Source organism: Paraburkholderia bryophila, assembly GCF_013409255.1.
GTDB lineage: Bacteria > Pseudomonadota > Gammaproteobacteria > Burkholderiales > Burkholderiaceae > Paraburkholderia.
Window position 1 is genome coordinate 106,044 of the sequence record NZ_JACCAS010000002.1, and the last position, 21,409, is coordinate 127,452.

Below are 21,409 nucleotides of genomic sequence, written 5' to 3' on the forward strand. Positions count from 1 at the left end.
ATGGCCTCATGGCCGCAGATTCAACAGATCCGCGCGTACCCGCTGCAGCACGGGAGACCACTCCATATAGTCCTCTTGCCGATAGAGCGTCAAAGCGGGATACCAGGGGCTGTCCGAGCGTTTCAGCATCCACACCCAGTGAGGATTGACGTCGAGAAGCAGCCACGTCGCCGTGCCGAGCGCGCCGGCCAGATGGGCAAGCGAAGTGCAGACGGTAATCACGAGATCGAGATTGCAGATCAACGCCGCGGTCTCGTCGAACGAAGTCAGTTCCGCGGTGTGGTCCACGACCGTGAGCCCTTGTGACGACATCGCCGCGAGTTCGTCCGCGCCGTCGATCTGCAGGCTATGGAATTCGATCCCAGGCAGATCCGCGAACGTCTCGGCATATAAAGCGGGCGGCACTGAGCGCAACGGGTTGCGCTGGTGCGTGCGACTGCCGCTCCACACGAGTCCGACCTTGAGCCTGCCGTCCTGCGGCAACTTCTTACCCCATCGCGCCACGCACGACGAATCGGGCTCGAGGTAACGCAGCGGCGCAGCTTGGGTCTCGACTCGCACGCCAAGCATGAGCGGCAGACTGCCGACCGGCAAATGAACATTGAATTCGGGCAGACGCTTCGAATCGTGCGGCACGACACGGACGCCGTGCGGTTTCAGCATGCGCTCGAACAACGGCAATTGTTTGGCGAAGCAGCAGTAAATCACCGTGCCGCCGACGTCGCGCATTCGTTGCGCGATCCACGGCACGAAGCGAACGAATTGGAATGCGTCGCCGAATCCTTGCTCGCCCCACACGAGCAGCGTCTTGCCTGCGAGATCCTCGCCGCGCCATCGGCGGTCCTCGAGAAAAGACGGCGTGTTCCGCAATTCGGGCGAACCGGCCCAACGCGCCTCGTGATTCTGCCAACCGTTCTCATCGTCGCCACGCAGCAGTTGCAACATCGCGATCGACCATTTGACGGCCTGGTCCTCGGGTGCAACGCGCGCGGCGCGCTGCACCACCGCGAAGGCGTCGTCCCAACGCTGCAATTCCTTCAGTGCATTGTTCAGCACCATCAACGCCGGCACATACGCCGGTGTCAACGCGCAGGCCCGCTCGGCCGCGATCAGCGCGTTGCCCGGCTCCCGCAACGCCAGCCATGCGTTCGATGCATTGGTCCACGGCAAACTGCTGCCCGGGTCGGCGCGAATCGCCTCTTCGCAGATACGCAACGACAGCTTGAGCTCGCCCAGCGAGTAATGCACCGCGGCGAGGTTATTGCGCAGGACGGGATAGCTCGCGTCGAGCGTCATGGCGCGCTGGTAGGCCTCCAGCGCCGCGGTATGCGCGTTCTTTTTCTGCTGACTCAGCCCGAGCAAAAACCAGCTTTTCGCGGAATCGGGCCGCGCCTCGCATAGCCACGTCGCGACCTGCACGGCTTCGTCCATGCGCTGCATCTCCCACAGCAGCTCGACCCATTCGTCCAGCCAGACGTCGTCGTCGGGCGCAAGGCGGTGGGCGTCCTCGTACCACTCGTGCGCGCGCGCCGGTAAGCCGTCATGACGCGCGAGCCGCGCCATCTCGACGGCACTCGGCGCGAATGCCCGGGTGATCGCCAGCGAACGCGCGAGCGTCGCGCCCGCTTCACGATAGTGGCCACGCAAACGCAGCAGACAGGCGTGCGCCGTCAGCGCGCCCGCGTCCTCAGGCTGCATGTCCCTCCACGCGGCAATCTCACGGGACGCCGCAATCAGGTCACCTTGCGTGAGGAGCCGGCGGATGCGCGAAAACAGGGTATCGGAGACAGTCATACCGGATCGAATGCGGGATCGAAAAAAGGTTCGGCGACCATGCGGCCGCTAGCGGACCGGCCGCGCCATGAGATCGACGAGCAACGCGTCATAGGTCGCGACGAGTTGCCGGTTCGCCGGCAGATAGCGTGCAATCTCCGTGCGCTGCCGTTCGCGATACCACGAGGCGTGCGCGTCGTGTGTCTCGATCGCTTCGATCAGACGGCGGGCCCCCTCTTCCACGTCGTGCTCGCGGTAGTAGTAGCCGAGGTCGGCGCAAAGATGCGCGTTGTGCACCAGCGCGTAACCCTGCCAGCACACCTCGAGATAGAAGTAGTTGAGCGGGTTCTCCCACTGATGAGAAACGACGATGTCCGTGCTCTGCGCCAGAAAGGCCGGCGTTTCATGACGCCCGAGAAAAACCGCCTTGTGCGCCCGCACGATATCGAGCTGGTTCATCAGGGCGATGAACTCCGGGCTCTCGCGCGCGATCCGATCCGCGTTGGTCACCTGCAGCATCGCGATGCTGTCCGGTCGCCGACGGTACGCCGACTCCGCAATCAGCGCCGGATAGAGGCAGAACTTCACGACATTGAGGTTCGGCTCCATCACGCTCAGACGCCTGGCACCGTCATGCGCCCGGTATTCGCCCGCATCCGGAAGGTCCTTGACCCGTTCGTCGAGAAACATCGGGCTCCAGACAAACGGCACGACGTGCCCGGTCAAGCGCCGCAACACCTCCAGGTACGAGCGGCTGATATTGGCTACTTGCGGAATGATCCAGAGATCGTCGTAGCGCTGGTTCACGAACAGGTTCTCGCCCCACATCGGCTTGCTGAACAGAATCGATTCCATTGCGTGGACATACTCGAAACCACAGCAGTACGAGACCAGCCGCACGTCACGCTGCTTGAGGTACGTGGTTTGCGCCTCGTCGATCTGCCCGCCGAGTTCGATCAGGACATCCACGCTGTCTTTTGCGGCATCGAAAGACAGCGTGGGATAACGCGTCTGGTCCCACGGCAACGCCGCGGTGATCGGCACCTGCGTCGTGTTGACCAGCACCACGCCGGCCACTTTCGGGCAATGGCGCAGCGCCTCCGCGAGAAAAGCGGCGTTCTGCTTGATGCCGTTGTTCCATAGCGTCTCGGCCTCGTGATGCAGGCCGATCGTGATGCCGATACGTAATCCCTGGCTCATGGTTTAACAGTCCGCGTTCGAATGGTTTGCGCGAGGGGTCGCGTCATCAACGCGCCGCCACACCCGCTGAGAATTTCACGTAGCGGCGAATCACGAGACAGCTTCCCTGCTGATCGATCAGCGACACCGACGAGCCCGGATCTTTCGCGTCCGTATAGACCATCATGTGAGCCAGCAGCCGGGTGGCCTGATAGCCCGCCAGCTCCTTGTGCGCCAGCGTCGGACACGTTACGGGCGCGACCGAGATGCGCTCCGCCGACACCGAACACGAACCGTCCATCTCCGGCACGCCGGTGATCGACATGGCGGCGCTGCCGTTCGGCAGATCCAGTCCGATCAGCGAGAAAACCGTGCTGTTGCCCGCGCGGGCGCGGTCCCAGTCGAACAGCACGTCGTTATTGGTGGCGCCCTGCACACCTAGCGCGGACAGCGCGGTGAGCGCCGGCAGACATTGTTTGACGCCGACCGATGTCGCGGCCGTCACGAGTGCGTTACGCGGCGCCGTTTCCGTTCGAGGGGCCAACACGCCCTGCGCGAACGCGCCCGCGGACAGAATCAACGCGGCGAGCGGCATCAGTTTTCGTCGATCAGACATTTTCATAAAGCGCCGCAATGGCCTGGCTATAGATTTGCACATTGGTCTCACTCTCTGGATCAAGTTGTGTGAGAAACGCTCGCGCATCGCGTTGGTACGCGTCGAAATTCGCGTCGTGTTCGGCATACGCCTGCAGCAATGCACGGCCGCCCGCTTCGCAATCGAAGTCATGATAGCGATAACCGCATGCGTCGATCAGGTGCGAGTTGTGAATCAGCGGATAGCCGCCGTACAGTGCTTCGTAATAGACGTAATTCTGCGCATTTTCCCAATGGTGGCTGACCACCACATCGACATCCGCGGCCACGACCCGGCAGAACGGAAAGCGTCCCTCGAACGAAGTCAGACCGTGCTGCACGATATTCAGGCTGTGGGCAAAACCGTTGAAGCCCACATGCTCTTTCAGATGGAACGTGTTGTAAGCCCACACGTGTTCGAGCACGTCCGGATCGGCACGGTGCGCCGCTTCACAGGTAAGCAACGGAATGAAGCTCGTCTTCACCATGCAGATGTTCGGTTCGAAAATGCCCACGCGCCAGCGTTTGCGCCCCGGGCGATAGCCGAAGCTCACGCCTTCCGGCAAGCGCGCCGCCTCGCGTTCCAGCACCAGCGGACTCCACAGATGCGGCACAACGCGCACCGGGCAGCGGAAGGTGCTCTGGAAATAAGGCACACAGGTCGTCTCGTACTCAGGCAACGTCCATATCTCATGATAGGGCGCGCCGGTGATCAAGAGTCCATGCGACTTGTCGAACACCATCCGCTCGATGTCGATTGCGTAGTCGTTGCCGACCCGCATCGACACGATCTTGCCGCCGCGCTCGCGAAACGCCACCACCCATTCGCGTCCCAACTGCGCGCTCATTTCGATCATCACGTCGAGCGTCGCCGCGGCTTCGTTCATGTCGATCAGCGGCACCGGCGAATCGGCCAGGAAATGCTTCGCGTCGGCGGGTTCACCATCGCCGCCGCCCGCCACCAGATAAGTGGCCTCGACGATAGGCGAGCGCATCAACAGCATCACGAGAAAGATGCAGTTCTGGTAGATGCCGTTTTCCCACACCGACTGTTCGCCCTTGCGAACGAAGATCGAGACGCCGACGCGCAGTTTGGCGGGGCGGGACGCCGGGTTTTGTTCGGCGCTCATGGGCAGCTCGCGGCGTGGCCGGCAAATTTCGCGTCACGGCACAGGTGAAGCAAGCGCGCGGCGTAGGCGTCGAGATTGTGCTGGCCGAACGGGTCGACCGCGTCGAACACGTGCCGCGTGCGGACGCGGTAATCGTCGAGGCCGTCGTCATGTTCGAGCGCGGCGCGCCGAAGTTGCGCCGCGCCCTGCCGCGCGTCGAAGCCGGGATAGTAGTAACCCGCACTCTCAAGCCACGGGGAATTGTGAATCAGCGGATAGTCGCCGTAGAGCGCATCCATGTAACTGTAGTTTTGATCGTTCTGCCACTGATGCGACACCACGGCGTCCGCATGCTGCACCATGAAACCGGCAATGTCGTGGCGCCCGAGGAACACCGCCTTGTGGTCGCGCACGAGGTCCAGTGAATTGGCGAAGTGAAGCATGGTGGGATGGTCTTTCATGTGCAGCGTATTGAGCACGTGCATCGTCGACACGGCGGCACGATCGGCCCGATAAGCTTCGTCGCAAACCAGCATCGGAATGCTGGACGTCTTGACCACTGAAATGTTCGGCTCGAAGATCGCCACCCGCAGGCCGGCGCGCTCGCCTTCTGCCGTCAAGGCACGCGGCGCGTAACCGTAATGCGCGCCGGTCAACTGCGAGATTTCCTGTGCACGCCGCGCGATGAAATACGGATGCCAGATAAACGGCGCTTCGTGGACTTCGCAACGATGCAGCGTTCGCATCATCGGCGCGAACGTGGCGTCTTTCGGGAGCAGCCACACTTCGTCGCAACGGTCCGGCCGCGCCGCGTGGGTCGGCTTGTTGAAAACGACGGGTTCGGCAAGACCGACGAACGGCTGACCGCAGCAGTAGAAAACCACTTTCTTGCCGCGGGCACGCATGAGGTCGAGCCACTGAATGTCGAGGGCGCCGCCCATTTCGACGACCACGTCGACTTCGTCGGTCGCCTCGCGAATCGGCACGACGCGCAGATTTTGCGAGCTCAGATCGACCTGAGGCGGCATGGCGAATTGATCGCCCACGTCGATCAGCAGAACGGACTGCACGAACGGCAGCCGTTGAAACAGCTCAGCGAGAAAAATGACGTTCTGCCCCAAGCCGTTCTGCCAGATATTCTGACCTTCATGGGAGACGATGGAAATCCCGATGCGCATGTCTGGTCACCAAGCAATCAGGCGGATCCCGATCATCGAAAGGGTCCGCCTGTTCACCACCGTGAAAAGGTGGCGGTTCTAACGTTCCGCGCGTGCGGCCCCGGAACGCATTACCACGAGTAACCGACCCCGGCGTTAACCAGCACACCGTTACCGCCGCTCGTGGCGCTCACGCCCATCTTGACGATGGTGTTCTGCGTGATACGCGCGCTACCGCCAATGGCGAGAGCCGTGTACCCCGCGTAGTTGCCGACCCCGGCGCTGAGCTGGAACGTCTTGCCCTGCTCCACCTGCGGCAGCCCGGCCAGCGCACCCGCCATTGCCACCCCTGAGTAAGCGTTGCGAGCAATGCTGTTCACATTCTGCTGAAGGCCCTGCAATTGCGCAACATTTACTGCGTCCGTGGGGTTCACACCCGGCGCGAGGTTGCTGATGGTCCGTTCGTTACCCGGCGAGCCGACCGACACCGTATTCGGCGCACTGGCAACCGAACCGGCGCCGAGCGCCACCGAATTACTTGCCGAGACGACTGCATTCGCGCCGATCGCCGTGGAGTTCATCCCCGTGGCTTGCGAGCCGGAGCCTACCGCGACGGTGTTGGTGCCGCTTGCCTGCGAGTTGCCGCCGATCGACACCGATTCGGTGCCCGACGCGCTCGCCGCAGTACCGGTCGAATTCACCGCCACGTATTTCGTGTTGGTGGTGTCGCTCGTGCCGCCCGTCGATTGCGACAGGTTGGTGAACGCCGTGCTGATCGAACCCAGCGCGGTCTCGAGTGCGAACAACTGGCTGCCGTTGACTGCATCGGTGCTGGTCGCCGTCAGCGCGCCTGCCGCGATGTTGGTGAGCGCCACCGCGGAAGTCGCGCCGACGCCGCCGAGCGTGACGCTCGTATGCGCGGCATTGTCGTATTGCACCGCGTTGTCGGCCACCGAGGCCACCGACTGCAACTGGCTCACGTTGACCGCATCGGTCGGCGCGGTGCCGGCGGCGACGCCGGAGAGCTGGCGTGCGCCCGAGGTACCGGTGAAGTCGACGGTCGTGCCACCCGTGCTGGCGCCGACGGTGATCGCGCCGTTGCCCGGCGCACCGCCCACTTGCTGCACCAGCCCAATCGTGCCGTTGGCGATCCCCGTGGACAGCGAGCTCACGTTGCTGGTCGCCGTGTTCAATCCGGTGGACAGCGAAGCGACGTTGCTGTTGGTCGTATTGAGGCCGGTGGACAGCGAGGCCACATTGCTGTTGGTCGTGATCAGGCCGGTCGACAGCGAAGCGACGTTGCTGTTGGTCGTGGTCAATCCGGTCGACAACGAGCTCAGGCCCGTGGAGGTCGACGTCGAGAGAGCGCCCACCGTGCTATTGGTCGTGCTCAGGCCGGTGGACAGCGAGCTGATGCCGGTCGAGGTCGACGTCGACAGCGAGGTCAACTGCCCGAAGTTCACCGCATCGGTCGGATTCACGCCGGCGGCTACGTTCTGGAGCGCCACCGGGGTGGTCGAACCCGCGCCGCCGAGCGTCACGCTCGTGTGCTGCGAATTGTCGTACTGCACCGCGTTGCTGAGACCCGTGGACAGCGAAGCGACGTTGCTGTTGGTCGTGCTCAGGCCGGTGGACAAAGAGCTGACTCCCGTCGAGGTCGACGTGGACAGGCTGCTTACCGTGCTGTTGGTCGTGCTCAAACCCGTGGACAGCGAGCTCAGGCCGGTCGAGGTCGAGGTCGACAAGCTGGTCACCATGCTGTTGGTCGTGCTCAGGCCAGTGGACAGCGAGCTGATACCGGTCGACGTCGAGGTCGACAGCGAGCTCAGACCCGTCGAGGTCGAGGTGGACAGCGACGCGACATTGCTGTTGGTCGTGCTCAGGCCGGTCGAGAGCGAGCTGACGCCCGTCGAGGCCGACGTGGACAAGCTGGTCACCGTGCTGTTGGTCGTGCTCAGACCGGTCGACAGTGAGCTGACGCCCGTGGACAGCGAGCTCAGGCCGGTCGAGGTCGAGGTGGACAAGCTGCTCACCGTGCTGTTCGTCGTGCTCAGACCGGTCGACAGCGAGCTGACGCCCGTCGAGACCGACGTGGACAGACTGCCGACGGTGCTGTTGGTCGTGCTCAGGCCGGTCGAGAGCGAGCTGACGCCCGTGGACAGCGAGCTGAGACCGGTCGAGGTCGACGTCGACAGCGAGGTCAGCTGCCCGACGTTCACCGCATCGGTCGGATTCACACCGGCCGCGACGTTCTGGAGCGCCACCGGGGTGGTCGAACCCACGCCATCGAGCGTCACGCTCGTGTGCTGCGAATTGTCGTACTGCACCGAATTGGCGACACCCGTGGACAGCGACGCGACGTTGCTGTTAGTCGTGCTCAGGCCGGTCGAGAGCGAGCTGACGCCCGTGGACAAGGAACTGATGCCCGTCGAGGTCGAGGTGGACAGGCTGTCGACGTTGCTGTTGGTCGTGCTCAGGCCGGTCGACAGCGAGCTGACGCCGGTGGACAGCGAGCTGAGGCCGGTCGAGGTCGAGGTCGACAGGCTGGTCACCGTGCTGTTGGTCGTGCTCAGCCCCGTCGACAACGAACTGACGCCCGTGGACAAGGAGCTGATGCCGGTCGACGCCGAGGTCGACAGCGAGCTCAGGCCGGTCGAGGTCGACGTGGACAGACTGTTCACCGTGCTGTTGGTCGTGCTCAGACCGGTGGACAGCGAGCTGACGCCCGTCGAGACCGAGGTCGACAGACTGCCGACGTTGCTGTTGGTCGTGCTCAGGCCGGTCGAGAGCGAGCTAACGCCCGTGGACAGCGAGCTAATACCGGTCGAGGTCGACGTCGACAGCGAGGTCAGTTGCCCGACGTTCACCGCATCGGTCGGATTCACGCCGGCTGCGACGTTCTGGAGCGCCACCGGGGTGGTCGAACCCACGCCACCGAGCGTCACGCTCGTGTGCTGCGAATTGTCGTACTGCACCGAATTGGCGACACCCGTGGACAGCGAAGCGACGTTGCTGTTGGTCGTGCTCAGGCCGGTAGACAGCGAGCTGACGCTCGTGGACAAGGAGCTCACGCCGGTCGAGGTCGACGTGGACAGACTGTTCACCGTGCTGTTGGTCGTGCTCAGACCCGTCGAGAGCGAGCTGACGCCCGTCGACAAGGAGCTGACACCCGTCGAGGTCGAGGTCGACAGCGAGCTCAGGCCCGTCGAGGTCGAGGTGGACAGGCTGCCGACGTTGCTGTTGGTCGTGCTCAGGCCGGTCGACAGCGAGCTGACGCCCGTGGACAAGGAGCTCACGCCGGTCGAGGTCGAGGTCGACAGGTTGTTCACCGTGCTGTTAGTCGCGCTCAGACCGGTGGACAGCGAGCTGACGCCCGTCGAGACCGAGGTCGACAAACTGCCGACGTTGCTGTTGGTCGTGCTCAGGCCGGTCGACAGCGAGCTGACGCCGGTCGACGTCGACGTCGACAGCGAGGTCAACTGCCCGAAGTTCACCGCATCGGTCGGATTCACGCCGGCTGCGACGTTCTGGAGCGCCACCGGGGTGGTCGAACCCACGCCACCGAGCGTCACGCTCGTATGCTGCGAATTGTCGTACTGCACCGAATTGGCGACACCCGTGGACAGCGACGCGACGTTGCTGTTGGTTGTGCTCAGGCCGGTCGACAGCGAGCCAACGCCCGTGGACAAGGAGCTGATGCCCGTCGAGGTCGACGTGGACAGACTGTTCACCGTGCTGTTGGTCGTGCTCAGACCCGTCGAGAGCGAGCTGACACCGGTGGACAGGGAACTGACGCCCGTGGACAAGGAGCTGATGCCGGTCGACGTGGAGGTCGACAAGCTGGTCGCCGTGCTGTTGGTCGTGCTCAGACCAGTGGACAGGGAGCTGACGCCGGTCGAGGTCGAGGTCGACAGGCTGTTCACCGTGCTGTTAGTCGTGCTCAGACCCGTCGACAGCGAGCTGACGCCCGTGGACAAGGAGCTGACACCAGTCGAGGTCGAGGTCGACAGCGAGCTCAGGCCCGTCGAGGCCGAGGTGGACAGGCTGCCGACGTTGCTGTTGGTCGTGCTCAGACCCGTCGACAGCGAGCTGACGCCCGTGGACAAGGAGCTGACACCAGTCGAGGTCGAGGTCGACAGCGAGCTCAGGCCCGTCGAGGCCGAGGTGGACAGGCTGCCGACGTTGCTGTTGGTCGTGCTCAGGCCGGTCGACAGCGAGCTGACCCCCGTGGACAAGGAGCTGATGCCCGTCGACGTCGACGTGGACAGGCTGGTCACCGTGCTGTTGGTCGTGCTCAGACCCGTCGACAGCGAGCTGACACCCGTGGACAAGGAGCTGATGCCCGTCGACGTCGAGGTCGACAAGCTGGTCACCTTGCTGTTGGTCGTGCTCAGACCGGTCGACAGCGAGCTGACGCCCGTGGACAACGAACTAATGCCGGTCGAGGTCGAGGTCGACAGGCTGGTCACCGTGCTGTTGGTCGTGCTCAGACCCGTCGACAGCGAGCTGACACCTGTGGACAACGAACTAATGCCGGTCGAGGTCGAGGTCGACAGGCTGGTCACCGTGCTGTTGGTCGTGCTCAGACCCGTCGACAGCGAGCTGACACCCGTGGACAAGGAGCTGACACCGGTGGACAGGGAGCTGATGCCCGTCGACGTCGAGGTCGACAAGCTGGTCACCTTGCTGTTGGTCGTGCTCAGACCGGTCGACAGCGAGCTGACCCCCGTGGACAACGAACTGATGCCCGTCGAGGTCGAGGTCGACAACGAGCTCAAGCCGGTCGACAACGAGTTATTCACCGTGTTGAGTTGGCTCGCCACTGTAAACAACTGGCTGCCGTTGATGGCGTCCGTGCTGGTCGACGTGATCCTGCCGGCCGCCACATTCGTGATCTGCCGCTCGGCGCCAGGTGCGCCGACGCTGACGACGCTGGTCGGCGTAGCGCCCGCGAACGTGCCGAAGGTCAGCGAGCCGACCGTCGCGCTGCTGGTCGGATTAGCTGCAGCCGTCACCGAACCCGAGCCCAGCGCCACGGAATTCGCCAGGCTGGCGATGGCGCCGGTGCCGAAGGCGATCGCATTGGTGGCGCTGGCAGTCGCGCTGACGCCGATCGCAGTGGAAGCCTGGCCGCTCGCCATGGACGCGGTCAGATCCTGCTGGGTGACGTCCGTGCTCGCGCCGCTGCCGATAGCGATCGCACCGACGTTGGTCGCCTGCACCGAATTGCCGACCGCCAGCGCATTGGTCGACGTCGCCATGGTCACGTTGCCGAGGGCAACCGAGCCGTCGCCGGACGCGGTGCCCTGACGGCCAATGCCGATGGCCGTGTTGCCGGAAACCGACTCGATCGTGCCGATGGCCACCGCCGAGCGGCCGCTGGCCAGGTTGCCCAAGCCGGCCGCGAACGTATCGCCACCGCTCGCATCGTTGCTGTTGCCTATCGCGACGTCCGCGAACTGGCCGGCGCCGGTCTGGTTATCAAAGCCGATGGCCGTGCTGCCCTGCAGCGCTACATTCCCCTGGCCGACGGCCAAACCCGTGGGCGTAATGTATTGTGTCGTGCCATCTGGAAAGATCACCCCCACGCCAATCGCACCCGCAAGGCGACCCGTTACACCTTGTTGGGTGGTGGAGGTTTGCGCAATTGTGCCTGCGCCGATTGCCACGGAACCATTGGTCGTGGCCTGCGCGCTCTGCCCGATCGCGATCGACGATACACCGCCCGCCGTGCTCGATTGTCCCAACGCCAACGCGCCGGCGGCGCTCGCCGTAGCGCTCGTTCCCAACGCAACCGCGTTGACATCGGAAGAGGTGGCCTGCGTGCCGATGGCAATCGCCGACGTCGCGGCCGCCGCTACCGACGCAGAAGCGCCGATGGCAAGCGACTGCGTGCCGGCGGACGTCGAGTCGAGACCGACCGCGGTCGACCCGGTTCCGGAAGCGCTGGCCTGAGTACCGATGGCCGACGCGTTAGTACCCGATGCGACCGCCTGCGTACCGATCGCGGACGCGGTGGCGCCCGAACTGGTCGCCTGCGACCCCAGTGCCGTCGAATAACTATTAAATGCCTTGGACTGACTACCGATAGCCGATGAGGTATTGCCCGTCGTCACCGCCCCGTTACCAATGGCGGTGCCGTTGTAACCACTGGAAGTCGCCTGATTGCCGATCGCGGTCGCGTAGCCGCCCGACGCCGATGCCGTGGCCAACTGCCCAATCGCCGTAGAACCGTAACCGTTAGCGTCCGCAGTCGAACCGACTGCAACCGCCCCCGTGCCCGACGCGGTTCCCCCTGCTACAGCCTGTGCATGCGCCGAGTTCCCGACAACCGCCATCGCAACCAGAGCGGCCATATGCATCGCCTTCACCGTGCGGGACTTGCTGGGCTTACCGCGCGCAGAAGAGATTTCCGAAGCAGCAACCCACGCGCCAAGAGCTTCGTTCCAAATAGATTTATATGATTTGTTCATTTTTAAAATTCCAGGAGATTAAAGTCAGGGAGCGCGCACTGCTAAATTGCCTCTCTGGCATTCTTCATAAAGAACATCAAACTTTCTTTGAAGACACGAAACTCAATGCGCTTAATTTCGGATGAACGGATTCTATGGTTTGACTACGACGGATACTGATAAACAATGCAAATTGACCCTGCGACCTTTGTTAAATATTGTGACGTCGTGAATTCTTACATTTTTATGTCACATTGGGCCTGCGAACCGGGATCAGCCTGGAAGCCAATGTGGGCAATGGTTTCCTGAAGCCAGACCGGAAAATTAAAAGATCGCCAGATCGCTTTTCCACTGGATTGGTCCAGGGAATTAACCATCAGATGAATCAGCCAAACCGAAAAACCAACGATTTTCTCCGCCTCATGCTTTAATCAAAAATAAATGCCAACGAAGCATTCAAAAAGCTTTCAAACTACTCGCCCACGCTTTCACGCTCATTCGAGTTCACAATCCTTGAAGATTGATAAGTACGATTTGCACTTAATTGACAATCGCCGATCCACACCGGATTTATGCTTGAAACGGAAAAATGTTCAGTCGGCGAGCTTATTCATTTGACATTACCCGTGGAAGCCGACGAGAACGCGAATACGCTCCGCCAACGGCCCTGAGGCCCAGCGGCTTCCTCAAACAGTCGAAAGGAATGCGACGTGAATTACGTCAGAAATGCTGCTTCACGCGTGCCCACCGTCGAAATCGACGACGAGCCGACCACGTCGCAACGCACTGAAGACACGCTGTCCTCGAAAATCCTGGATGGATTACGTGCCGCGGAGTTCCACGTCGTCTACCAGCCTATCGTTCATGCGGAAACACGCAGGTTGACGGGTGTCGAATGTTTGTTGCGTTGGCGGCATCCGCAATACGGATTGCTGTTGCCCGGGAGTTTCATCTCCGCGTTCGACAACCACGAGGTGGCGCGCGAAGCGAGCCGCTTCGTGCTGGAATCGGCGTGTCGGCAACTCAGTGAGGCCCAGCGAGCGGGTCAGGTCCTGCCGCGCGTCGCCGTCAACATTCAGCCTTCCGAACTGCTTGGCGACACATTGAGCGGCGACATTGCTGAATTGACGGCCCAATACGGTATCGATTCGTCGCTGCTCGAACTCGAGTTGCTCGAATCCGAAGATGTATCGAAACTGCTTTCGCTTCAGCAATTCACCCACCCGCTCAAACAACTCGGCGTTCGCATCGCACTCGACGATTTCGGCTCGGGCTATTCGTCTCTCGCCGCATTGGCGTCGATCCCTGCCGACACGATCAAGGTGGCGCGCGGATTCCTGACCCGGCTACCGGATTCGGAGCGCGCCTGCACGTTGATGAACGGCGTTCTCGATCTGCTCAACAAGCTCGGCATGACGATCGTGGTGGAAGGCGTGGAGACTGCAGCGCAATTGGAATGGCTCAGTCGCCATGAAAACATCCACTTGCAAGGTTACTTTCTGGCGAGGCCGAAGGCGACGCTCGCGGAAGCCATTGCGGCTTGTTGATACTTGTTGATGCTTGTCGATGTTTGCCGGCACGTCGGGAACGACGCGCCGGCAATTGCCGTTACTCCGTGTCCAGCCGGATTTCCACGCGGCGGTTCTGCGCGCGTCCGCTCGCCGTCGCATTCGAGGCTACCGGATCGGCCGACGCCAGGCCACGCATCTCATACTTGTCGGCATGCAAACCGTGGCCCTCGAGGTATCGCATGACCGCAGTAGAACGGGCGGTAGACAGCTTCAGGTTGTGGCTCGCCGAGCCCGTCGAATCCGTATAGCCGGTCACCTTCACGGTCTTGAATGCCACATTCGCGCTCGCGCTCAGCAGCGCGTCGAGCTTGGCGATTGCCGCTGCGTTCAGCGTCGCACCGTCGACATTGAAATTGGCATCGCCCGCAAGCCGCAGAACCTTCGGTTCGGCAGCGATAGCGACAGGTTCCGGAGGCGGCGTCATCGCATCGGGAGCAGCCGGCGCGCCGCAGTTGAAGGTCATCACGCGCGGATCGGAGCGACTGTCGTCAGCCGCGTGCAGCGCGTCGATTTTTTCGAGAACATGTACGGGTTTGTTGCCGCAGATTTTCTCGGCCTCTTTCTGGCACGTCTGCGTGCCTTCGAACACGCCGCGACACTCGACCCGGAAGGTCTTCTCTCCGCCGCCGGTATCCACCGAATAGGCGTTGAACATGGGACCCGAGCCGCTCGAGCAGGCAGCCAGCAACGTCGTGCCAATCAGCAACGAAGAAGTCAAAAGTTTATTCATTACGTTATCCGTATTGAAAGATTTCAGAAGAAAGGGAGAGATCGATAGAACCGCAGAGGTATCCTCAATTTATAACATGTGAATCGGGTGAATCGCGCCGAGAAAACACTATTTAACGTTCCATCGGCCGGGTACCCATGATCGGAGCCCGCGCCGGGTTAAAGACACTCGGATGCCGCCTCCCCGAGTACGGCGACGCGATTTCTACCCGCGTGTTTGGCCCGATAAAGCGCCTGATCCGCCGTTTGCAGGACGACGTGGGCTTCGGTGCGGTGGTCCGCCATTCTCGTTGCAGCGCCAATACTCACCGTGACGTGCCCATATATGCTCGCGGCGTGCGCGATGCCCATGTCGCTGACGCATCCGCGGATTTTTTCGGCTACCGTCAATGAGCCCGTCTCATCCGTATCCGGCAGCACAACCACGAACTCTTCACCGCCGTAGCGCGCGGCACTGTCGCAGGGACGCAAAACACTGCCTGCAATACATCGCGCGACAGCCGCGAGTGCATCGTCTCCGGCCTGGTGCCCGTACGTGTCGTTGTAGGCTTTAAAGCTATCGATATCGATAAAAAGCAGAGAGAACGGACTTCTTGTGCGGCGCGCTCTGCGCCACTCGTGGTCGAGTACCTCGAAAAGCGTGCGGCGGTTTTTTAGTCCGGTGAGTTCATCCGTTCGCGCCAGCGTCCGCAATTCGGATTCCGCCCGCATGCGGTCGCGTTGCTGCACCCCGAGCCAGACAGACACGCCGACAAAGACCGCACTGAACACCGCCATCGCCGAGCCCATCCGGATCGCCCGATCCCGCCATTGCGCGTAGATGTCCTCTTCTGCCTGCGCCACCATCACGATCAACGGGAGGTCCGGGAAGTTTGTAAAAGCGTATTGCCGACGCACGCCGTCGAGCGATGCGGTCGCCGTGAAGATACCTTCGGACGTGGTTTGGAAATGGCGCACCGTGGCCGCCCGACTAATGTCCATACCCACAAACGCCGAGCTAAAAGGCTGGCGCATGATCACGATACCGTTCCGGCTCACCACGGATATCGAGCCATGCGGGCCGAGCGACAAGCCACCCAGCAGCGCGCGGAAATAGTTCAGGTCGATTTCGATCAGGACAATGCCGGCGAACGAGCCATCGGGGTTCGAGATGCGACGGCTTAGCGCAATACTCAGCGGTCCGTCACCGAACTTCGAGTGATACGGGTTGCTGACGTAGAGGCCGAGGCGGGGGTTGTCCCGATGCGCCGTGAAAAAAGGGGATTCGGCGAAGTTGCCGGCACGTGGCGTGTCGCTCGCGGCGTCGAGTACGACCCGGCCCGACGCATCGATCACGACCATTGCTTCCAGATATCGCGCAGTCGCCGCCCGATCGAAGAGAGCCTGTCTCTGCAGATGCACCGACAGATTGCGCACCTCCGGATCGCGCAGACCCTCGACAACCGCCTGAATCGACAGGTCGTACAGTTCGATGTTGCGACCGATATCGCGCTCGACCAGCAGTGCCAGATTGTGTGAAGTGTCGGCCGCGTGATTGGATGCATCGAGCCGGGCTTCAAAGAGTATCGCCGCGCAAATTCCGGACATGCACAGCGCGACCGCCAGCCCCCAGCAGAAAAGGATACGCGGTCCGGTCATGCCTAGCCGCGGTCGGCTGAATGTGCGGCGCACAGGAGATGCAAATCCGTCCATTAATTCCACGGTACGGTTACCTCGAATGAATTGCCGTAAGTACTCTGCCGACCTTCGATCTTCGAGCGCTAGAGTTTGAAGGCGCCCATCTCCGCGTGAAGCCTGTTTGCCTGATCGTCCAGGACGGTGGCGAAAGCGCTTGCCTTGATTTCCATCAGGCCGCGTACCTGCATGTCGCCAACACGAGCGGCGCTCTGCGTGCGGTGAACGGCGTCAAATCCCACCGCTGTCACGCCGATGCTGATGCTCAGGGTCATCACCGAAATCAGCATCAGGATGCGAAGCTTCAATTTGATTGACATGGCGCCCTGCCGCGAAACGTGGTTCATTCGTGTCTCGAACAGGTTGCTCGAGAGCTGTGTACAAAGAGACCGTCGGAGCGCTCCGACGGCCGGCGAAGCGGCCGCCACTACCGAGGAAATAGTGAAAGCCGATTTCAGTACAAAAAGAGCGAAAGAAGCCGTACTACAACGTTAAGAAACCTCAGTAACGATCAGGATCAGGATCGCACTACCGGCATTGCGTCGTTCCGCTTTCTGAAGAGAACATCGACCGGTTCAACCTCGTCTTTGCTCTGAGACCGCGATTAACACTCTGCTATTTGTGTTAGCGGCACAATCTTAAATAAACACACCGCGTGTCACAATGCTTAACAATAATAATTGTCTCTCAGGTTCTCCCGCCTCCCCGTCACGAACAGACGGGTTCACTGCGCACGGAATAGCGCAGCACGTCGTCAACGTCTATCGAATCGGATTTCATATGGCGTCGCGCATATTCCATGCACACGCCTGAACGCAGAAAGAGTTCGTAGAGCTCGGCATCCAGGTGCTTGTCCAACGTCATGCGGCGCATGATTTCGAGTGCTTCCGACAGCGTTTTTCCCGGCTTGTAAGGTCGGTCCTCCGCGGTTAGCGCCTCGAATACATCGGCAACCGCCATCATGCGAGCCTGCGGACTCATCTGCGCTCCAGTCAACCCTCTCGGATAACCTTTGCCGCAGATCTGCTCATGATGACCGCCCGCTATTTCCGGAACGGCCTGAAGATGCTTGGGAAATGGAAGCTCACCCAGCATCTTGATCGTCTGCACCATGTGCTCGTTGATCTTGTACCGCTCCTCGCTCGTCAGCGTGCCCCGTGAAACCGACAGATTGTGCAATTCGCCGCGGTTGTACAGGTGCTCCGGTTGCGAAATGTTGAAACCCCAACGATTACCCGGAACCAGACGCTCGCCAGGCGGGCGCGGCAAGATATGCTCGGGCCGGTCCGACAACAACAGCTCGTGGGCCGGCAGCGGCGCCGGCGCACTGCCCATCCGCTGCCGCTCTTCCGCCGAAAGTCCGAGACGGTTGTCCAGCGTGCGCCACCAGCGTGTTTGCGCGATTTCCCGCAGGCGAACCTGATGCTCCGGGCTCATGTATTCCCCGCCGTGGTTGCACGCGGCGATGAACGCAAATTCTTCGTCCAGTCGGGTGTGGGCGTCGACCGACTCCGCCCGGGCATGGCCGGTCCCTTCCGCACCCAGTCTTGCCTCCAGGCGCTCGATCAACGCATCTCGTTTCAGTACCTCGAAGCGGGTGCGAATCTCGTGAATGCGGTTATAGATCGTCTCCAGTTTGGTGGCCTTGTCGACGACGTAGTCGGGTGTGGTGACCTTGCCGCAATCGTGCAACCACGCGGCGATGTGCAGTGTTTCCCACTGATCCGCGTCCATCGTGAAATCGGCGAACGGACCTTCCTTCGCGTCGCAGGTCGCGCGCGCGAGCATCTTGACCAGATCCGGCACACGCTGGCAATGCCCACCCGTGTACGGACTCTTTGCGTCGATGGCGCCGGCAATGAGCTGAATGAAGCTCGCCAGAAGATTCCTGGAGGTACGCAACAGCAGATGATTGTCGATCGCCAACGCGGCGGTGCCCGACAGTGCGCGAATCAGATCGATCAGCTCGGAGGTGAGCGGCTGGATTTCGGTGCCGGCGCCTATCGGGAAACTGAGTGTCAATGTGCCAATGATCTCCATCTGGCGATTCTTCAACGGCATGGACAATAACCGTAACCGTGTCGCGCCCAGACTGCTGAACACCGATCCGAAGATAGCGAGATTGGTCGCATCGTCCCGCGCCAGTTCCATTTCGACGACGGAGTCCGTGCGCAGCGCGCGGACCGGCGCCGCGACGGGATGCGGCACGTCGACGTCCCACGTGGGGCCCTCGGCGATCGCGGCCTGACCGTGCAAGCGCAATGCGGCAGGCTCGAGCTGGCTGCCGTCGCGCGACAGCAGATGCACCGCGCCGCCGCTGGCAGCCGAGATATGCATGGTCTCCCGGAGGATCCGATCCATTAGCGTATCGAAATCGTGCTCGGCATTCAGCGAACTGCTGATCTCAAGGAAGCGATGCAACGTGTGCTTCATGGTCGTCATTGCAGTGGCGAGCCGGTCCACTTCCCGAATCAGGCTGCGTTGAGGATCGGTGCCGTCGAAATTGAAATGCGTGATCGCCTCCGCCTGCTGTGCGAGGTTGCGCAGCGGCTGCGCAATGCGATTGGCGAGCCAGTGCACCAGCGGCAACATCGACAGCATGAGACCGAGAGAAATATAAAACCCATGACGGCGGCTTTTAATCTCCGACGCCTGCAGCTCGTCGCGCGGTGCGGCGATCAGCAGCGTCAGCGGCGCGCTGTTCTTGCGTGCATCCGCGGCCAACGTCACTGAGTGCGCCACCCATTCCCGGCCGGCGACCGACTGCACCGGTTCAAGCTGCCCCTGCCCGTCACGCCGATGCCAGAGTACTTTCATCAATGGCGATGCGGCCGCGTCGACGGTAGGCAGGACGCGGAATCGACTTGCCGGGGAGACATCCTTGCCCTTCGATTGGGCAAGGAGTTCACCACCGTTCGTGGCGATCAGCAATTCCGCCGAGGCGCTGATATTGGTCTGCGACAGCAACTGACTGAGGGTCTCCAGACTCACGTCCGCGCCCACGACGATATCCGAGCGGGCCTCCGCCAGCGTGACCCCGGGTTCGCCCGTCGTAAAGAACAGATACGGCTGGGACTGCACCGCGACGCCGTCGCCTGCGTGCCTGGCCAGTTCGAACCAGTTACGGGAGCGAGGATCGAAGTCGTAGTCGGGCATCTCGCGACGCTCGATTTCCCGCATGTCCGCATCGAAATAACTATAGGCCCCCACCGCCACGCCGGTGTCCCGGTTGACACTCTGCAAGCCGAAAGCGGCTCCGGGCGGAGCGCCCATGTTTTCGCGCGCCAATGCACTGTTCAGTCGGCGCAGCAACATGAATGAACCGGACGTCGTGGCGAAATAGATAGCGGATACCGACGTGTTGCTACGCAAGGCTTCCGCCAGCACGGGCAACGTGCGAAGACGCTCAGCCTGGGTCGACACGCGGCCGAGTACGCTGGACGCAAGCAGGGCCACGTCGACGCGCGCGGGACGCAGTTCGGACTCGACCGCTGCCGCGGCTTCGCGTCCGACGTACTGTGCCTGCTCAGCGGCCTGCCGAAGCAGCATCGTGTTGCCGCGCGATTGTTCCTGCAACAACAGGACGCTGTAGACCAGCGCGACGAGTCCAATCATCAATGCGCTGAGCGTGACATAAAGGCTCTTTGGCTTCATGCGAGTGTTCGCCTGTATGAAATTCCCACAATTGACGAGGCAACCCTGCGGTCAGGAATGCCTTTCTTTGCCCAGCCTCTTTGAAATAAAACATCTGGACTCAATCTAACGATACGGCCTGACAGTTCTATCGAATTCTTTTAACCAGGAAGTATTCCTTAGCGATTCAGCGCCCGTCATTCCAGCCCACTCTTCTCGAAATACAGGTGCTCTAACGGCACGGGAAATTCATCTCTTTAGTCGTTTTGTAGCGACGCCGGATGGCGTGCGAAGCCGGCAATTCCGACCCTGAAGAATTCCCCGAAATGTGAATAACGGCAGTACGAAGCTCGATGGACTTCGACATCGAAAAGCCCGCCAGCACGATGATTGATGCTCGAGAACCTGGTCGATTCACCGTTCACAAAAAGACCGCCAGACGCTGTCCGGCGGCCGTTAAAAAAGCTCGCTACCGGGGAAGTAGGAGCTAAATTCAGTCTACTCGCTAGCAACGTCAGGAAACGTCAATTCTTGTTACATCGAGCGAAACAACGCAGAAACGAGACCTTACTACGCGATATGTCGCGGGACCGTCGAGTCTGCTTTCTCCGCCTGAGTCTTAAGACCTCTACCGTCATATGTCTCATTTACTTTCCGATTCCGTGAGGTACGCTCACTAACAACCAATCTACATTTTTAATCGCGTAAAGACGAACTGCCGTTTTTAATTCGGGCGTACTTTTCCGGATCAAACAGATTGGTCAGCGCATCGAGCCTCATAACGTAATCCGCCTCATGCGAACGGGGAATCTGGCGATGTCCAGTCTTCCCGCGAGGCCGTTTGACAGGGAGTTGGCTATGATGGAAAAGCGAAGCTTGATAAAAGACGCGCACGAGATATTCAGCGCTATCGCCCTGATTGAACTCGGCGCCCGCCTGCAAGTGCTGGAGTCCGAGCTCTCGCTGCCACGCGTCCGCTTGATCCGGCTGTACCACGAGGTCAAAGGCATCGCGCCGCCAAAGGGCATGTTGCCCTACTCGGCCGATAGGTACATGACCTGGCGGGCGAACATCCATGCCTCGCTGTTTTACAACATCTATCTTTACCTGAAAACTGAAACGGGCTGCTCGCATCTCGACGCGCTCACGAAAGGCTACCGGCTCTACCTCGATCATTGCGGGGAAGACGGCGTGAGCCCGGCGCTGGATATGACAAGAGCGTGGACGCTAGTGCGTTTCTTCGACGCGGGCATTCTGCAGCTAACGCAATGTTGCCGTTGCCGGGGCAAATTCGTAGCGCACCGATACGATCCGCAGCGCAACGTGCTGTGTTGCGCCTGTTTGCCGCCACCGGCGCGCGTCGGAAAAACAAAGACGCGCCCCTGCCCCGCGATACAGGAACAAAAGGCGGCGCCGAAAGCGGTCGTCCCGATTACCCGGGAAAGATGCCCGGACGCTTCCCTCAGATTGCCCGCTTGAGCGAGCGATCGAATCAAGGC

At 61.3% G+C, this 21,409-nt stretch carries 12 protein-coding genes and 1 pseudogene; 2 read left to right on the plus strand and 11 right to left on the minus strand.

Going from position 1 to position 21,409, the window contains the following annotated elements:
* Window positions 1–6: 6 nt before the first annotated feature.
* The 7 genes and pseudogenes from GGD40_RS21845 to GGD40_RS37510 form a co-directional block, all read right to left on the minus strand.
* Window positions 7–1,794 carry a tetratricopeptide repeat protein gene (locus GGD40_RS21845; protein WP_179745055.1) on the minus strand — a complete coding sequence of 596 codons (1,788 nt, stop codon included), beginning with the start codon at window positions 1,792–1,794 and terminating at the stop codon, window positions 7–9.
* A 48-nt stretch (window positions 1,795–1,842) separates the two neighbouring features.
* Window positions 1,843–2,973 (minus strand): DUF2827 domain-containing protein, encoded by a 1,131-nt coding sequence (locus GGD40_RS21850; RefSeq protein ID WP_179745056.1) that lies wholly within the window; start codon window positions 2,971–2,973, stop codon window positions 1,843–1,845.
* 46 nt (window positions 2,974–3,019) lie between these two features.
* The gene (locus tag GGD40_RS21855) at window positions 3,020–3,568 is read right to left on the minus strand and encodes a hypothetical protein (protein ID WP_257030542.1); all 549 of its coding nucleotides are present in this window, start codon (window positions 3,566–3,568) and stop codon (window positions 3,020–3,022) included.
* On the minus strand, window positions 3,561–4,715 hold the full coding sequence (locus tag GGD40_RS21860; protein ID WP_179745057.1) for a DUF2827 domain-containing protein: 1,155 nt from the start codon (window positions 4,713–4,715) through the stop codon (window positions 3,561–3,563). Before GGD40_RS21860 ends, GGD40_RS21855 begins: the two co-directional genes overlap by 8 nt.
* Window positions 4,712–5,872, minus strand: a complete 1,161-nt coding sequence (locus GGD40_RS21865) for a DUF2827 domain-containing protein (protein ID WP_179745058.1) — start codon at window positions 5,870–5,872, stop codon at window positions 4,712–4,714. The genes GGD40_RS21860 and GGD40_RS21865 overlap by 4 nt, the downstream gene beginning before the upstream one ends.
* Window positions 5,873–5,982: 110 nt before the next feature.
* Entirely contained in the window at window positions 5,983–11,217 is a 5,235-nt protein-coding gene (locus GGD40_RS37390) for a YadA-like family protein (protein ID WP_445013586.1), read from the minus strand.
* A gap of 321 nt (window positions 11,218–11,538) precedes the next feature.
* Window positions 11,539–12,324 (minus strand): annotated as a pseudogene (locus GGD40_RS37510) (ESPR-type extended signal peptide-containing protein); the annotation flags it as partial.
* Window positions 12,325–13,013: 689 nt separating this feature from the next.
* Between GGD40_RS37510 and GGD40_RS21875 the strand changes: the two are divergent.
* Window positions 13,014–13,850 (plus strand): EAL domain-containing protein, encoded by an 837-nt coding sequence (locus GGD40_RS21875; RefSeq protein WP_179745060.1) that lies wholly within the window; start codon window positions 13,014–13,016, stop codon window positions 13,848–13,850.
* Window positions 13,851–13,911: 61 nt separating this feature from the next.
* On the opposite strand, the gene GGD40_RS21880 is transcribed toward GGD40_RS21875, so the two are convergent.
* The 4 genes from GGD40_RS21880 to GGD40_RS21895 all read right to left on the minus strand — a co-directional run bounded on the left by GGD40_RS21880 (window position 13,912) and on the right by GGD40_RS21895 (window position 19,931).
* The gene (locus GGD40_RS21880) at window positions 13,912–14,604 is read right to left on the minus strand and encodes an OmpA family protein (protein WP_179745061.1); all 693 of its coding nucleotides are present in this window, start codon (window positions 14,602–14,604) and stop codon (window positions 13,912–13,914) included.
* 158 nt (window positions 14,605–14,762) lie between these two features.
* Window positions 14,763–16,241, minus strand: a complete 1,479-nt coding sequence (locus GGD40_RS21885; RefSeq protein WP_179745062.1) for a GGDEF domain-containing protein — start codon at window positions 16,239–16,241, stop codon at window positions 14,763–14,765.
* A 122-nt stretch (window positions 16,242–16,363) separates the two neighbouring features.
* Window positions 16,364–16,624: a hypothetical protein gene (locus GGD40_RS21890; protein WP_179745063.1), complete on the minus strand. Its 261-nt coding sequence runs from the start codon at window positions 16,622–16,624 to the stop codon at window positions 16,364–16,366.
* 361 nt (window positions 16,625–16,985) lie between these two features.
* Window positions 16,986–19,931 carry an HD domain-containing phosphohydrolase gene (locus GGD40_RS21895; protein WP_179745064.1) on the minus strand — a complete coding sequence of 982 codons (2,946 nt, stop codon included), beginning with the start codon at window positions 19,929–19,931 and terminating at the stop codon, window positions 16,986–16,988.
* An 840-nt stretch (window positions 19,932–20,771) separates the two neighbouring features.
* Between GGD40_RS21895 and flhC the strand changes: the two genes are divergently transcribed.
* Complete coding sequence (gene flhC, locus GGD40_RS21900; protein WP_179747005.1) at window positions 20,772–21,389, plus strand: flagellar transcriptional regulator FlhC; 618 nt, start codon at window positions 20,772–20,774, stop codon at window positions 21,387–21,389.
* Window positions 21,390–21,409: the final 20 nt, after the last annotated feature.

What these genes read in the sequence shown, in the direction of transcription:
- GGD40_RS21845 (WP_179745055.1), bottom strand. Translation starts at nt 1,794, where the DNA reads ATGACTGTCTCCGATACCCTGTTTTCGCGCATCCGCCGGCTCCTCACG.
- GGD40_RS21850 (WP_179745056.1), bottom strand. Translation starts at nt 2,973, where the DNA reads ATGAGCCAGGGATTACGTATCGGCATCACGATCGGCCTGCATCACGAG.
- GGD40_RS21855 (WP_257030542.1), bottom strand. Translation starts at nt 3,568, where the DNA reads ATGTCTGATCGACGAAAACTGATGCCGCTCGCCGCGTTGATTCTGTCC.
- GGD40_RS21860 (WP_179745057.1), bottom strand. Translation starts at nt 4,715, where the DNA reads ATGAGCGCCGAACAAAACCCGGCGTCCCGCCCCGCCAAACTGCGCGTC.
- GGD40_RS21865 (WP_179745058.1), bottom strand. Translation starts at nt 5,872, where the DNA reads ATGCGCATCGGGATTTCCATCGTCTCCCATGAAGGTCAGAATATCTGG.
- GGD40_RS21880 (WP_179745061.1), bottom strand. Translation starts at nt 14,604, where the DNA reads ATGAATAAACTTTTGACTTCTTCGTTGCTGATTGGCACGACGTTGCTG.
- GGD40_RS21885 (WP_179745062.1), bottom strand. Translation starts at nt 16,241, where the DNA reads ATGACCGGACCGCGTATCCTTTTCTGCTGGGGGCTGGCGGTCGCGCTG.
- GGD40_RS21890 (WP_179745063.1), bottom strand. Translation starts at nt 16,624, where the DNA reads ATGAACCACGTTTCGCGGCAGGGCGCCATGTCAATCAAATTGAAGCTT.
- GGD40_RS21895 (WP_179745064.1), bottom strand. Translation starts at nt 19,931, where the DNA reads ATGAAGCCAAAGAGCCTTTATGTCACGCTCAGCGCATTGATGATTGGA.
- flhC (WP_179747005.1), top strand. Translation starts at nt 20,772, where the DNA reads ATGGAAAAGCGAAGCTTGATAAAAGACGCGCACGAGATATTCAGCGCT.